Origin of the sequence: Planococcus sp. CPCC 101016 (assembly GCF_007859295.1) — a bacterium.
Taxonomy (GTDB): Bacteria; Bacillota; Bacilli; order Bacillales_A; family Planococcaceae; genus Planococcus.
The window spans coordinates 38,143-52,623 of record NZ_VOHB01000003.1; the positions used below are offsets into that span (position 1 = coordinate 38,143).

Consider the following 14,481-nt stretch of genomic DNA (forward strand, 5'->3'; position numbering starts at 1 on the left):
GTTTTCCCGTTTGAAAATCTGGTTCTTTCGTTTAGCATGTACGATCATTTTTCCAAAGAAAAGCCACCAGCATAATCTACTGCTGGCGGCTGTTTTTGTCTTTTATTCAGTTTTATATTCTTCAAATACTTTAGCTGCAAATCCAGCGACATAATCACTGCCGCCATTGTCTTCGATCGATTCGATCATCATTGCCAGGATGAAATCGGGGCTTTCAGAATCATAAGCGACAAAAAAGCCATTTTCCTGCCCTTCTTCTCCTATCGCCCCTTTCAATTCAGCTGTACCTGTTTTTCCGGCAATTTTTACAGATGTGCTGTTTGCCGACTGGGCATAGCCGTCCACTACGACATTGCGCATTCCAGTACGAAGAATTTCCGCATTTTCCGCACTCAGCAATCCTTCTTTCCATACCTGTCCTTTTTCCTCTTCCATGAACAGCAGCGGCTTATACATAATGCCATCTGTCAAGAACGGTTCATACATGGAAGCCAAATGAAGTATGTTGGTCAGCATCTGTCCTTGTCCAAATGAAGTATCAGCCAACTGGCCTTCAGATCCAAGAGTTCCCTCATTTGAAATCTGCGATGACTGCAGCTCCAGCGCAAACGGAATTTCTTCTCCAAAGCCAAAATTCTCTAAGCCGGTAACGAATGCTTCGCTGCCGATGTCGAGTGCTTGGCGTGCAAAATAAATATTATCGGAATACACCAATGCTTTATTCAAGTCGATTGGATTTGGTGCTTCCGGATGCAGACGTGTCACCCGATAATCTCCCCAGGAACCGTCCTTTTGCCAAGTTGCTCCGTCAATCTGCAGACCTTCTGCTGGATCCAGCGTACCCGCTTCCATTCCGATAGCCGCTGTCACGGGCTTAATGGTCGATCCAGGTGCATAGGCCGCTCCAAATCGATTGAATAAAGGTGTTAATGGATCTTCGCTCAATTCTTTAAACCGGCTTTCGCTAATGCCAAGCATATACTCATTCGGATCATATGCCGGTGAACTGACCAGCGCCAGTGTTTCTCCGGTTTCCGGATCGACTGCTGCACTTGTTCCCGCTTCCCCTTCCATTGCTTCATATGCAGATTTCTGAAGCTCTGCATCGATGGTCAGGATGACCGTTTCCCCATTTTCAGCAGGGGTTTCGGCAACTGTCAATTCTTCCCCATTATCTCCTTGCTTCTTAATAAGGATTTTCATGCCATTAGCTCCATGAAGACGTTCTTCAAGCGTTTGTTCCAATCCTCTTCTGCCAATCGAGTCAGTTGATGTGTAACCCTGGTCTTTTAGCTCTTCCAATTTTTCAGCAGTAATCGGTCCGATATAGCCGCTCAAATGACCAAGTGCTTCTCCATACGGATATTCACGCATAGCGGTTTCCTGATAAGTCACACCAGGAATCGCAGTTGCTTTTTCCAGCAACTCCGTATCGTTTTTTGCAGCTTTGGAAATTGGTACAAACTGATTTTCCTGAACCCAGCTTTGACCCAATTGTTCATCGATGTTAGCAACCGAAATTCCCAGAAGTTCGGCCAAATCTTCTTTAGCTGACGCTTCCGTAAAACTCTCGGGAACAACCCCGATATTATAGCCGGTTCCGTTTATCGCTATCGGCTGTTCATTGCGGTCCAGAATTTCACCACGTTCTGACTTGGTTGTCGATACGCGAACCTCGTCGCCCGTTTCCAACTGTTCGAAAATAAAGGATGGATCCCATTCAACAAACCAGTCTTCTGTTTCTCCTTGTTCTTCGAACAGCAAAGTCATGTTTTTTTCAAACTCAACTGGTCCTGCAATCGTGTCCATTTTTACCTGCACCGGAAAATCTGCAGGGTTTTCGGTGTCCCATTTCGCATCTTCGGCAGGTTTGGTATATGTCACTTCGACATTATCGATCGCCAAATCCTCATAGAGCTTCTGCTGCCGTTCGACAAAGTCTTCCGAAGCATACGCTTCTTTGGATCCTTGATTTAAATAAACGCTGTACATCTCTGAAAACTCTCCATTATTCCAGTGTCCTATGTACTCCTTAAGACGGTCCTCAGGTGTAGCCTGTTGCTGACAGCCTGCCAGAAAGACCAGAAAAACCAGTCCCAGGATCATTGTTAATTTCTTAGCCATACCGTAACCCCCAATTGTTTTCTTTATTTTACCAATAAATGCCCAATAGTTGAAAGGATAAAAGCTCTTTTGTAAAAGTGAATTAAAATCAAATTTTCCGTCATCACTTCGTGCGCTTGAACATAGCCTACTAAACTAGCTGAATTGTTTTGTGGAATATTTTATGTGACATTCATTCTCTGGGTCAATTGAATTATCTGATTGCATAATTTACTCCTCAAAACATCCGCTATTGGCGGTTCTTATATGGTAAACTGGTTTAACAAAAGATAGGAGGTTGAATATGGTTGAAATTACATTTTCAGAATCAATTGGTTCCGTATTAACACTTGAAAAAAGAACACAGTTAAAGGAAATCCATGAAAATCTTCACAACAAAAAAGGAAAAGGCTCTGATTTTCTTGGATGGGTGAATTGGCCAAGCACACTTGACGAGGAATTTTTGGCAAAAGTCGAAAAAACAGCTGCAAAAATCCGCGACAATGCGGATGTCCTCGTAGTCATCGGCATCGGTGGATCTTACTTGGGAGCTAAGGCCGTATTATCAGCATTAGATCCTTATTTCGACAAAGAATCAGGTCTTGAAGTGCTCTTCGCAGGTCATCAGGTCAGCGGTGAATACTTGAAACAATTGCTTGCCCACCTTGATGGCAAGCGTGTGATGATCAACGTTATTTCCAAATCTGGTAAAACAACAGAGCCGGCTATCGCTTTCCGTTTCCTAAAAGATTATATGGAGAAGCGTTATGGCCAGGAAGCAGCCGAACGAATTGTTGTGACAACAGACGCTGAAAAAGGCGCATTGCTGACACTTGCTGAAGAAAATGGCTATGAACGTTTTGTCGTGCCTGCTGACGTAGGCGGACGTTATTCTGTTTTCACGGCTGTCGGATTGGTACCGATTGCAGCTGCCGGCTATTCTATCCGCGACTTGATCGCAGGGGCTGCAAGTGCTGAAGAGCTTTATAACAATACCGATTTTGATGAAAATGCTGCGGCACAATATGCAGCAGTCCGCCATCAGCTTTATGTTGAAGGGTATACGACAGAAGTGATGGCAACATTCGAGCCGAAGCTTTCATTTGTACAAGAATGGTGGAAGCAATTATTCGGTGAAAGTGAAGGCAAAGAAGGCAAAGGGATTTTCCCGGCGTCGGTTTCCTTCACCACTGACCTTCATTCGATGGGCCAGTATATTCAGGACGGCAAACGCAACTTGTTTGAAACCTTCCTGCTAGTTCAGGAAGCGAACGAGGACTTATCAATCTTCGAAGCTGAAAACGATGATGATGAATTGAATTACCTGGCAGGCCTTTCTTTACAGGAATTCAACCATGTTGCGTATAAAGGAACATCGAGTGCCCATTTAGATGGTGGCGTGCCTCAGCTCAGCCTGACAATCCCTAAAATCAATGAGCACCATTTGGGACATTTGCTGTATTTCTATATGCTTGCTTGTGCATACAGTGCTTATATGCTCGATATTAATCCATTCGATCAGCCAGGCGTGGAAGACTATAAAAATAATATCTTTAAACTTTTGAATAAACCTGGATTTTAAACCATAGAAAAAGCTGACCTATTAGAGGTCAGCTTTTTCTATGGAAATAATTATCTTACTTTTCTTCCAGAACTAATAGAGCTGCACCTAAAATCCCGGCATCATTCTCAAACTGTGCCACTTCAACAGCCAAAGGATTCAGTAATTGCGGTTCCAGCTGCTGCAGGAACAAATCCCACCACAGCGCCGCTGATTCTGAAACACCTCCGCCAATAATCATCATTTCCATATCAAAAGCTGCCTGCAGGTTGCTGACGATAAAGGCTAGGTCGGCAGTAAATCCTTCTACCAGCTTCATGCAGTCAGGATCCGCCGCTGCGTTTTCAAACAGTTCCTGCGGTGTTACTTTCAGGCCCGCTTCCTTGATGCGCCGCCGGATGGCAGTACCGGAAACATATTGCTCACCGCAGCCTTTTCGGCCACATGGACAAAGGACGCCGTTTGGGTAAAGAAGCATATGACCAAGCTCTCCAGCTCCTCCGTGCGGTCCCCCGCTCAATAATTTGCCATCCCATAAGACTCCCCCGCCAAGACCAGTTCCAAGCGTCAAGCAGACGACACGATCAAGTCCTTTTGCTGCTCCGAACTTGGCTTCAGCTAATGCCACACAGTTTGCGTCATTTTCCACTTCAACTTTTTTCCCGGTTGCCTGTTCCAATTGTGCTTTGACCTGTGTGCCTGACCACCCCGGAAGAATATCCGTGGCATAAATTACACGCCCTTCTTTTGGCTCGACAAAACCATGTGTGCCGATTCCGATTGCTGCCACTTCAGGATACAAGGTCAGCAATCGCTGAACCTGTTCTTCCAAATAAGCATACAAAGGAAATTGTGTAGGTACCTGTTCATCATAATAAATTTCGCCAGCTGCATCGATAATGCCCATGCGAATCTTCGTTCCCCCGATATCTATTCCTAAAACCTTTGCCATGAGAGCCTCCTACTAATTGACTGAATTATTTCTATCATACCTTAACTAATCGAAAGGTCTATAATTTTTTTCAGATAAAGTACTATTCTTCTTATAGTGATAGGCGTAATTCTTACTAAATATTTGTGTTAACTAAAATAAAAATTAAGTTGACTTAAATATTTGTTCTGATTATACTCAATTCATAGAAAGAATATAGGAGGAACCTGTATGACAACGACCACCACCAGATCCACCAATCATTCCCGCACGCTGCAATTGGTACATATCGCCATGTTCTCAGCCTTGATGGCTATTGGTGCAAACATCGCTTCCTTTTTAATCGTCGGAGGCGTACCCATCACCCTTCAGACATTTTTTGCAATTTTGGCAGGCATTTTGCTCGGCAGCCGCCTAGGTGCCGTTTCTATGATTGTATATGCATTTATCGGCCTCGCTGGCGTACCGGTCTTCGCAAAATTTTCAGGCGGTATGGATACCTTGATCAGCCCCACATTCGGATTTATTGTTTCTTATGTATTCGCCGCTTATATTGCCGGATTGATTGTGGAGAAATGGCCTTCCAAAAAAGGATTTATCGTTGCGGCGCTGACCGGAACAGCCGTTAATTACTTATTTGGCACCAACTGGATGTATGCAGCCTATAAGCTGTGGTTCGCTGCACCAGAAGGCTTTACTTACCAGATGGCTTGGGCCTGGATGGCAGTACCCCTGCCAAAAGATATCATTTTGGCCGTTCTTGCCGGTATATTCGGCTTCCGTTTAAAGCCTATCATTCAAAAATATCTATAAAAAACCGGATGCCAATTGAGGCATCCGGTTTTTTTGTTTCTTATTTAGTTGGAGCTGATTTCCATTGGTCTTCCAACCACTTCTCAAAATCTTCACCTTTATCGCCTTTATACGTATCATAAATATCGACGCGCATTTTTTGAAGCTTTTCTTTGAAATCTTCATAGCTATGATCTGCAGGCAAGCTTTTTTTGATGCGTACCAAAACTTTAGAAGTGTCTTTGATCAAATCAAATTTCTTCCGTTCCGGCATGTGAACATTTTCACCAAGATCTTTCAATTTTGAATAGGCAGCTTCCTGTACCTGATAAACAGGATCGTGGTTCATGCGATGTGTCAAGATATCGATCGTTGGATCGCTCTTCCACTTGCCAAGCTCTTCAACCGCAGCCAAACGTTCTTTCCAGTTTGCTGTCCGGTTCGCCGCTTTTTTCAATTCGTCATAATTCGGTGGTAGATTTGGGGTATTTTTGTTCGGTTGTTTCAAAATTTCATTCTCCTTTGTTCATCCCCTTTGCGGGAAATGACGTAATGCTCTCTGTTGACGGAACAAGTTCTTACTAGTATAACATCATCTGAGACAAAAGGAAAAAAGCCGACTATTCTGCGAGCCTCGTTGCTATATGTAGAGAGTGGTAAATTTTGGAGTCCTAAAGTTTATAACTCCTGTATTTTCTATAAGTATTTTTACCTTTTTTAACTAATATTTGATAAAATTATTAAAAATTAATTGAAAATTAAGTAAACTATAGGTAAGATAAAAGATGTTACATAATCATTGGAATGGGAGGAATAATTATGAAGAAAAAATTTGTTGGAGTGGTCTTTGGTTCATTTTTAGTTTTAGGCTCTGCATTGAACGTCGGAGCTGTAGAAAATGACAAAGATTGTGGGGACTTTTCATCACACGAAGAAGTAATGGCATTCTGGTATGAGAATGGTTTTGATGCAAACAATGATCCGCATGATTTGGATCGCGACAACGATGGCTTAGCTTGTGAAGTTAGTCAAAGTGATTACGATAGCTACGTAGCTAAACAGCAATCTGATGATTCTTCTGATGAGGCTTCTGGTGAAGAAGAAACAGCCACTGAAGAAGATGAAACAGAAGAAGGCGCTGCATTGCCGAACACAGCTTCAAATGGTCCATTGATGATGCTGTTTGGTGCCGGACTTGCCGGTGCTGGTTCTCTTCTATTGTTCCGTCGCAAAAATCAAAACGCTTAAAACAAAACTTGCCGGCAGGAATTCCCCTGCCGGTTCTCTTTGAGGTGAGTCTTATGAGAAAATGGCTTGGTGTATTGTTGATTGTTTCTGGACTGGCAATCGGTTTGTATCATTTATATGAATGGCATAGTGCATCCAGCTCTGCACAAACCTTGACCGACGAAGAGTTGAAAACAATCCACGAGATAAAAGAATATTCCTCATTCGAGGTCCCGGATGAACCCATTGAACTTGCTGAAAAAGCAGCCACCATTCCCGCTGATGTTGAAAAACCGAAACCCGTATTGACGACTTCTATTCAACATGAACCTGGCAAAAAAACAGCCGACTTGCTGATTCCTAAAATCGCCCAAAAATATTCGGTTTATTGGGGAGCCGATGATAATACTTTAGAAAAAGGAGTAGGCTTATATGTCAGCGACTTAACGACCGTTCCAGGAGGAAATGGCCATACTGTTTTAAGCGGCCACCGTGATACGGTTTTTACCGGATTGGGTGTGCTTGAAGAAAAAGATGACTTGATAGTTGAATACGATGGAGAGATTTTTGTATATGAAATCACTGATATTTGGATCACCCATGAAGATGACAGAACCGTCATTACTGAAAAAGATCAATCCAAGCTGACTTTAACCACGTGTTATCCATTTGATTTTATTGGCTATGCACCTGACCGTTATATCGTCCAAGCTGAATTGGTTTCAACACATAAAACGGCTCCAAATTAAACAGGGCAACTGCCGATGATCTCATCAGCTGTTGCCCTGTTTATCATTTTACAGATTTTTTATTGCATCAATTAAACGCTCAACTTCTTCTTCCGTGCTGTAAGGAGCAAGCCCTGCACGCACCCATCCTCCACTGTCGTTGACTCCTAATACCTCACCAAGCGTTGAGGCATAGAAATGGCCAGCCGCGACAAAGATGCTGTGTTCTTCTGCCAATCTTCTGCAGATTTCTCCAGGCTCAATGCCATTGACTTGGAAAGCAACTGTCGGAGTTTTTGGTACATTTAGAGCAGCCTGTGTAACCGTAACGCCCTCAATAGCTGACAGTCCTTCACGAAGCCGATTGGCCAAGCTGTTTTCATATACTTCTATTTGTTCCATGCCAGATAAAATGCGTTCTCTGCGGCTTTTTCCTTCACCGAATTGAGCAAAAAACTCAATGGCGGGGCGGATACCGGCAATGCCTTCATGGTTTTGCGTACCAGTCTCCAGCTTGTCCGGGTAATAGGCAGGTGAAGTTGTCAGCTTATAGGGTTCAAGTTCTTTAAAGACATCTTCCCTGATAGCAGCGATACCGATATGAGGACCAAAGAATTTATAAGCCGAGCATAATAAAATATCAATTTGCTGCTGATCCCGGTCAATTGGCAAATGCGGAGCGGCATGGACAGCATCCGCTACCAGCAAAGCGCCGACTTCTTTTGCCCGTTCAGTAAAAGGCTGTAGATCCACTACGGTTCCGATGGCGTTAGAGGCCATACCCACAGCTACGATTTTAGTGTTGTCATTGATTTGCGTATCCAGTTGCGTCAAATCCAATGTTTTTGTTTCAGCATCTACTTTGATCCAGCGAACCGTTAAGCCCCGGTCCTCTGCCATCATAATCCAAGGATCAACATTGGCTCGATGATCCATTTCAGTGACGACAATTTCGTCACCCTTTTTGAACTTTTTGCCAAGCGCGTTCGCTATGGCAATCGTTAATGTTGTCATATTAGCGCCAAACGCCACTTCTTTTGCTTGGACATTCAGGAAGTCAGCTACTGCCTGTCTTGCCTCTGAGAGGATTTCTTCCGTTTCCCAGCTTGAAGGGAAAGCCCCATGAAGATTGGCACCTCCTCTTTCCATATAGGCTGTAATTGCCTGAATCGCGGAATTGACGACTTGGGAACCTCCAGGGCCATCAAAATAGGCTACTGGTTTTTCTTTATATGTTCTGGCCAAAGCTGGAAATTGTTTCCGAACTTCGGTGATAGGAAAAGTAGTTTCAGTAAATTTCATGGTATGCAGCTCCTTTTCGATTAAGGTACTTTAATCGTATTCAATTTTCCGTTGAAATCTCCTTTATTTTTCAGCGATTTTCACAATACAATCCGTTAAAGAACAAAAACGATCCAGGGCGCTGAAAATACGATCCAAACATGATTTTATCAACTAAAAAAAGCCGCATGTGGCAGCTTTTCTCTTCTTTTCATTAAACTGCTTTCTGACAGACCAGAATTTCACGCAGGAACAGTCCTTTTTTCGCTATGCAGCGGTCAGTGACTACAAATCCGGCTTCTTCAACCATGTGATCCATCGTTTCAATCGTGACAACCAATAACTTTTCCGTAAACGGATGGGCATCTTTCAAAATGGCCAATTGATCTGCGGGTGTGGCATGCGTGTATAAATTATACGGCATGTCGATGATGGCCACGTCATAATTGTCTTCGACTTCCGCTATTGGACCCAAATTGACATCACCCGTCAACCCAAAATGCGCAATATTCTCCCGCGAGCCCTCGACGACCAATGGGTTGATATCACGCCCCACTATATCAATGCCCATCGATAACGCTTCCACCAAAACCGTGCCGATACCGCAGCATGGATCAATAGCTTTAACGCCTTCGGGAGCTGGAACCGCAATATTCGCTACGGCCCGTGCAACGCGGGTACTAAGGGCAGTTGAATATTCCCTAGGCTTTTTCATATGCTTGAACCAGACCGGTTCACTTTGGAGATAACGGCCAAAATACCAACGCCCGTCAAAAGGAATTAACCCGAATGTGATGTCCGGATGATGGACGTCCGCTTCGCCGGTAATAGCCGCTCCGATCTGCCGCTCAATATCCCGCTTTCCAAGATAATCCACCTGATCCTTTTCCGACAAGCCATTAATTTTCAGAAAAATGACTTTGAATGTAGCATCAGCCATATCAACTTCAGCTGATTGCTCCAGAATTCCCTGTAATGTCTCGCCTTCAAAACATACTTCAATTCGTTCTTTGATGAACGGGCTTCGGCTTGGTTCAATTCCTACTCCGCTCTTAATAATTTTATCATTTGAATCTTTTCCAAAAAAAGAGCGCATTTCCAATTGGCATAACGCCTCTTCATCATTCGTATAAGCGTAGGTATAGATGTAGTCACCAGTTGCAGTTAATCGATTCAATTCATCCCGTCCTTATCTGCCCTTTTGTTTAGGACAATATCCCTTAAGTATAGCAGAATTCGTTGAAAGTTAGTCGACTTGTAGTTCATAATTTGATTCGATAACTTTTACGATTCCTGTGATCAATTCGTTATGTGGAGTCTCAAGGCCATGTTCTTTGCCGATTTTCGCCACGGCACCATTGATGGCGTCAATTTCTGTTTTTCGTTTATGCAGAACATCCATCAGCATGGAGGATTTATTGGCGCCGATATCTTCCCTGCCCATCTTCAAGCAATTGGCGATAACCTGCTCCAAATCCGCAGAAACCCCTTCCGCTTCCGCCACCCTAACAGCCTCACTAACGACATTCCGTAATAATGCCTTGCCTTCATCCGTGTTCAAAATGTCACCATTTCTCAATCGCGTCAATGCGGTCAGCGAATTGAAAGCAACATTTACGAACAGCTTATTCCAGATGACACTTTGGACATCTTCTGCCAGTTCCGTTTTCAGCTCGGAGCGATTCAACAGGCTAATGAACTCCATCAATTTTCCGTGTGCTTCCGCGTCTTCAGCTCGGCCAATATAGTTCATGCCCCATCCTCTGTGAAGAATCCGTCCGTCACTTTCCACACTTGCGCCGCATCCCATCGTCCCTGCAACTACCGGATTGTCTGGAAAGAGCTTAATGAGGGTCTCCAAGTTTCCAAGGCCATTCTGCATGGTGATGAGCAGCGTCTCAGGGGAAAATGAATCTTTCATTGTTTCCATAACCACTTGGGTAGCATGGGCTTTCACCAGTACTAACACAACATCATAAGCAGCTGTCTTTGACACTTCCTGCACAACAGTCAATGGGACGGTCGTTTCTTTATTATCGCGTTCGACGATCGTTAATCCGCTGCGATTTATTTTTTCCACGTGCGGGTTGTTCCGATTATAGAGAACAACTTCAGCTTGTTGAGCTTTTAAACGTCCACCGAACAAGCAGCCCATTGCTCCTGCACCGACAATCAGTATCTTCATAAAATCCCTCTTTTCAAGCAGCACTCCCTGCTGCTGGCTAGCCTGAATATAGCACAAAAAACCAGCTGCCTCTATAGGGCAGCTGGTTTGCTAAAGCTTATTTTTTCGCCGGTTTCCCGACTTTCCGGATATCCGCGACAATCAAAGCCCCTACCAGTAATAAGCCAAGGTACCCAATTATCGGATAGAACCAATTGACGAGTGCAGTAAATCCCAGGAAACTTAACAGGAATGCCGCTAACCCTGCAACGATCACAAAAATACGGAAGCGTTTTGTTCCAATTTCCATAAAGCGTGCAGAGAACGACAAGAGCATGCTTACAGCCGTATTATAGATCATTGCAAAAATGACAATTGACATGATGATACCCAATATCGGAGAAATGTTGTCGGCAAGAGCCAACATCGGTAAATCCGAAGAGCCCACAACATCTACTTTTGAAAAAATGGCTAAATAACTTAATAAAATCAATACACCAAAACCAAGGCCGCCAATCAAACCGCCGCGCGCTGCAACTTTTGCATCTTTCTCGGCTCCCCCCATAACGAGGGACATTGAAGCTCCGAGTGCGATGGCCAACGATACATAATTAACCGCCGATAATAGCCAATGAGGGGTTGATGACAATTGTTCTCTAGCAACCGGCTCCAATTCCGCAAAACTTGAAGTCATCGTCAATAGGCTGTAGACGGTGATTCCAACAACTAACAAGACTAAAAATGGGGTAATACTGCCGATGATTGCAATGACTTTTCTCACATTCAACATGATGGTGAAAATAACAAGGATAATCATGATACTCCGGCCAAATGCCGGGGCCATGTTGAATTGCTGAGAGAAAATCGATCCAGCTCCCGCAATCATAACCACTAAAATCCCAAATAAAGTGATGATCAATGTATAATCGATCACTTTTCCAAGTACTTTACCGCTTATGGCATACACGGCATCTTCATGGGAAGTGGTTTGCATCCGGCTGCCCAGACGCGTCAACACCATTCCTAAATAACCAAATAATGCAGCTGCCACAAGGACTGCTCCAATTCCCCAATAACCAAAGCTTGTGAAGTACTGCAAAATTTCCTGTCCGGAAGCAAATCCTGCCCCTACGACAATTCCAATAAATGCACTTGCTATTCTCAAGCTTCTTTTCATATTCTCTTCCTTCCGCTTCGCCGCTTCTGTTCTATAACCAGATCCATACGGCAGGTTCAGTTTTTTCTTAAACTACTTTCTTTTTCCCGTAACAGAAGACGGCTTAAACATAATTTTGGGAATATCTTTCCTCCTCCTTGCTTTTGCCTTCCTTTTGGATTATCCTACCTTATTAGTAATCATTTTTAGAGAGGTCGGAATCGTATGGATCAATTCGATCAATCCCTCGAAGTTTTCATGGACAATGTTGGCTGGCTGGCTCCATTTCTTTTTATCCTTTTGCATTTACTGCGGCCGCTACTGTTCCTGCCGGTTATCGCCATTTGTATTGCCGGGGGCTACTTGTTTGGTTTTGTTGAAGGCGCATTTTTGTCGTTTATTGGCCTTACCTTAATGAGCCTGGTCTCTTATACGCTGGTCAATAAATTCCCGAAATTCCGGGAAAAGATGTCGCGCTTGAAAGACAAGATTTTTCCGGACCGTACCCTATCCGTAGCCCAAGTGATGATTTTGCGTATCATGCCTTTCGTCCATTTTCATTTGCTGTCACTCTATTTAATGGAAATGACCAAATCACGGAAAGAATACATGGCCATCTCTGCTTTGGGCCTTATCGCACCAGCAGTTCTCTATACCGCTTTTGGGCAGGCCATTTCAGAGTTTCCCTGGTACACTTCCGCCAGCATGTTTCTATTGCTTGCAGCCATCTTCAGCTTTATTGAAAAATGGCAGAACTCCCGGGCACAATCCAATTAAATGGAAGAGAATATCAGTCAGCAAAATGTCATTGGATTCTCACTATTTTTTTAAACACAACAATTCGTTGTGTTTTTTATTTTGCTGAAAAAGCGGTAATCTTTCAGAGACAGGGTATAACTTAACAGGGGACCATCAGTTTTAATAAAGGAGAATGATTATGCCAGTTTTTTCCCACAACGGAATCGATTTGTATTATGAAGACATCGGAGAAGGCCGTCCTCTTCTGCTGCTGCACGGATTGACCAGCAATTCAGCGATGTTTTACCGAGAAATAGAGTTCTTTAAAAATAGCCGACGTGTCCTCGCACTGGATTCACGCGGCCATGGCAACTCAAGCCGGCCCGAAAAGTACACATTGCAGGATCATATAGAAGACGCCATTGCTCTTCTTTCCCATCTGTCTCTTAACTCAGTTGATGTTATTGGCGTATCGATGGGCAGTTATATCGCGCAGGGAGTAGCAGCGCAGGCAGCTGAAAGAGTAGAGAAACTTATATTGGTTGCTACAAAATCTTATGGTGAGCAATCATCCATGACGGAACTTTTCGATCGCTTCCCCGAGAAGTTTGAGGGCTTGAGTATGCTTGAAAAGTTCAGCTCCTCTTCCAGTTATATTTACTACAACCAGCCCCTCATCGATGAGTGGCTGAGCAAAACAGCTAAAAACAGCCGACAATTGACCATGCGGGAACAAGTTATCGCTTCTGAAGCTTTGAAGGAGTTCGACTTTCGCACGCAGCTTAGCAAAATCACTGCCGAAACATTGGTGATCAGCGGGAAATTCGACGGTTTGAACCCCCCAGAAAAAGGACGGGAAACGGCAGTTCTTATTCCCGATGCCACCTATATGGAATTTAAGCGCTCCGGACATGCACCGAATGTCGAACAAGCCAAACTATTCCTCGGAATTGCAGAAAATTTCTTAGACTAGTTGATCTTCCATTTTCAACCACAGTGCACCAAACTATATTAATTTAGAAGCTTCCTTGGGGAAGCTTTATTACGTGGGACTAACCGGGCAACCTGCAGCTTCCGGGTGTTTTCTATGGTTTAAAAGCAGTTGAACGGGGAAAGGATTAACTAGCATTTACCATCATCCATTTACTCAGGAGGGAAAAACATGGCAAAACAATTGGCGATGCATGAAAAATTGGAAGTCCACGAAGTGCTGACTTTTAAAACAGCTTGTGCTGCTAAAAATAAAGTATTCAGCGGTTTGGCACAAGACCCAGAACTGAAAGCCATACTTGAAGAAGATTTGGAACTGTCAAAAAAGGCGATCAAAGATCTACGGAAACTATTGGCAGATGCAGAAAAATAAGTTCCATCAATCTATTTGGAAAGGGTGAGGCATATGGCAAAGAAAGCCGATAACAAACCTAAAAAAACAACAGCTAAAAAAAGTGTTACAAAGATAAACGCGAAACAGGATAATTTAGCAATCCCTGGTTCAATGCTCGATGACATGGCGATTGCTACAGATTTTCTGGTGACAGCGAAAGCTGGCGTTCGAAACTTGGCAGTAGCAATCACGGAAACCGCTTCTCCGGAAGTCAAAAAAATCCTTCGCCGGGAATTGGACATTGCCATCGATACGCACGACAAAATCGCTCAGTACATGATTAAAAAAGAGATGTACCATGCCTATAACATCGATGAGCAAGTTGAACACGACTTGAAGAAGGCAGATATTGCACTTGAATTGATCAAAAATAAAAATTTTGTCTAATGCACAAGCTTTTACGCATGATAAAAACC

The 14,481-nt window shown here is 43.6% G+C and carries 15 protein-coding genes; 8 read left to right on the top strand and 7 right to left on the bottom strand.

Going from position 1 to position 14,481, the window contains the following annotated elements:
• Positions 1–102: 102 nt before the first annotated feature.
• Complete coding sequence (locus FQV26_RS12295) at positions 103–2,124, bottom strand: penicillin-binding transpeptidase domain-containing protein (protein ID WP_146557842.1); 2,022 nt, start codon at positions 2,122–2,124, stop codon at positions 103–105.
• A gap of 283 nt (positions 2,125–2,407) precedes the next feature.
• On the opposite strand from FQV26_RS12295, the gene FQV26_RS12300 reads away from it, so the two are divergent.
• Positions 2,408–3,685, top strand: a complete 1,278-nt coding sequence (locus FQV26_RS12300; RefSeq protein WP_146557843.1) for a glucose-6-phosphate isomerase — start codon at positions 2,408–2,410, stop codon at positions 3,683–3,685.
• Between the two features lie 55 nt (positions 3,686–3,740).
• On the opposite strand, the gene FQV26_RS12305 is transcribed toward FQV26_RS12300, so the two are convergent.
• Positions 3,741–4,616, bottom strand: coding sequence for an ROK family protein (locus tag FQV26_RS12305; protein WP_146557844.1), 876 nt, complete (start codon positions 4,614–4,616; stop codon positions 3,741–3,743).
• 210 nt (positions 4,617–4,826) lie between these two features.
• On the opposite strand from FQV26_RS12305, the gene FQV26_RS12310 reads away from it, so the two are divergent.
• Positions 4,827–5,408 carry a biotin transporter BioY gene (locus FQV26_RS12310; RefSeq protein ID WP_146557845.1) on the top strand — a complete coding sequence of 194 codons (582 nt, stop codon included), beginning with the start codon at positions 4,827–4,829 and terminating at the stop codon, positions 5,406–5,408.
• A gap of 40 nt (positions 5,409–5,448) precedes the next feature.
• Here FQV26_RS12310 and FQV26_RS12315 read toward each other — a convergent pair whose 3' ends face one another.
• Positions 5,449–5,898, bottom strand: a complete 450-nt coding sequence (locus FQV26_RS12315) for a HEAT repeat domain-containing protein (protein WP_146557846.1) — start codon at positions 5,896–5,898, stop codon at positions 5,449–5,451.
• Positions 5,899–6,206: 308 nt separating this feature from the next.
• Here FQV26_RS12315 and FQV26_RS12320 point away from each other — a divergent pair, with 308 nt between their 5' ends.
• Both FQV26_RS12320 and FQV26_RS12325 read left to right on the top strand, forming a co-directional pair.
• The gene (locus FQV26_RS12320) at positions 6,207–6,635 is read left to right on the top strand and encodes an LPXTG cell wall anchor domain-containing protein (protein WP_146557847.1); all 429 of its coding nucleotides are present in this window, start codon (positions 6,207–6,209) and stop codon (positions 6,633–6,635) included.
• A 53-nt stretch (positions 6,636–6,688) separates the two neighbouring features.
• Positions 6,689–7,363 (top strand): class D sortase, encoded by a 675-nt coding sequence (locus FQV26_RS12325; RefSeq protein ID WP_146557848.1) that lies wholly within the window; start codon positions 6,689–6,691, stop codon positions 7,361–7,363.
• A gap of 48 nt (positions 7,364–7,411) precedes the next feature.
• On the opposite strand, the gene FQV26_RS12330 is transcribed toward FQV26_RS12325, so the two are convergent.
• From FQV26_RS12330 to FQV26_RS12345, 4 genes are all read right to left on the bottom strand, one after another.
• Positions 7,412–8,644 carry a cysteine desulfurase-like protein gene (locus FQV26_RS12330; RefSeq protein ID WP_146557849.1) on the bottom strand — a complete coding sequence of 411 codons (1,233 nt, stop codon included), beginning with the start codon at positions 8,642–8,644 and terminating at the stop codon, positions 7,412–7,414.
• A gap of 193 nt (positions 8,645–8,837) precedes the next feature.
• Positions 8,838–9,800 carry a TRM11 family SAM-dependent methyltransferase gene (locus FQV26_RS12335; protein ID WP_146557850.1) on the bottom strand — a complete coding sequence of 321 codons (963 nt, stop codon included), beginning with the start codon at positions 9,798–9,800 and terminating at the stop codon, positions 8,838–8,840.
• A gap of 69 nt (positions 9,801–9,869) precedes the next feature.
• Positions 9,870–10,808 (bottom strand): ketopantoate reductase family protein, encoded by a 939-nt coding sequence (locus FQV26_RS12340; RefSeq protein WP_146557851.1) that lies wholly within the window; start codon positions 10,806–10,808, stop codon positions 9,870–9,872.
• A gap of 97 nt (positions 10,809–10,905) precedes the next feature.
• Positions 10,906–11,964 (bottom strand): YkvI family membrane protein, encoded by a 1,059-nt coding sequence (locus FQV26_RS12345; protein ID WP_146557852.1) that lies wholly within the window; start codon positions 11,962–11,964, stop codon positions 10,906–10,908.
• A 204-nt stretch (positions 11,965–12,168) separates the two neighbouring features.
• Between FQV26_RS12345 and FQV26_RS12350 the strand changes: the two genes are divergently transcribed.
• From FQV26_RS12350 to FQV26_RS12365, 4 genes are all read left to right on the top strand, one after another.
• Entirely contained in the window at positions 12,169–12,720 is a 552-nt protein-coding gene (locus FQV26_RS12350) for a TVP38/TMEM64 family protein (RefSeq protein WP_146557853.1), read from the top strand.
• Between the two features lie 160 nt (positions 12,721–12,880).
• Complete coding sequence (locus FQV26_RS12355) at positions 12,881–13,654, top strand: alpha/beta fold hydrolase (protein WP_146557854.1); 774 nt, start codon at positions 12,881–12,883, stop codon at positions 13,652–13,654.
• 189 nt (positions 13,655–13,843) lie between these two features.
• Positions 13,844–14,044: a spore coat protein gene (locus FQV26_RS12360; protein ID WP_146557855.1), complete on the top strand. Its 201-nt coding sequence runs from the start codon at positions 13,844–13,846 to the stop codon at positions 14,042–14,044.
• Between the two features lie 132 nt (positions 14,045–14,176).
• Positions 14,177–14,452, top strand: coding sequence for a spore coat protein (locus FQV26_RS12365; RefSeq protein WP_146558206.1), 276 nt, complete (start codon positions 14,177–14,179; stop codon positions 14,450–14,452).
• Positions 14,453–14,481: the final 29 nt, after the last annotated feature.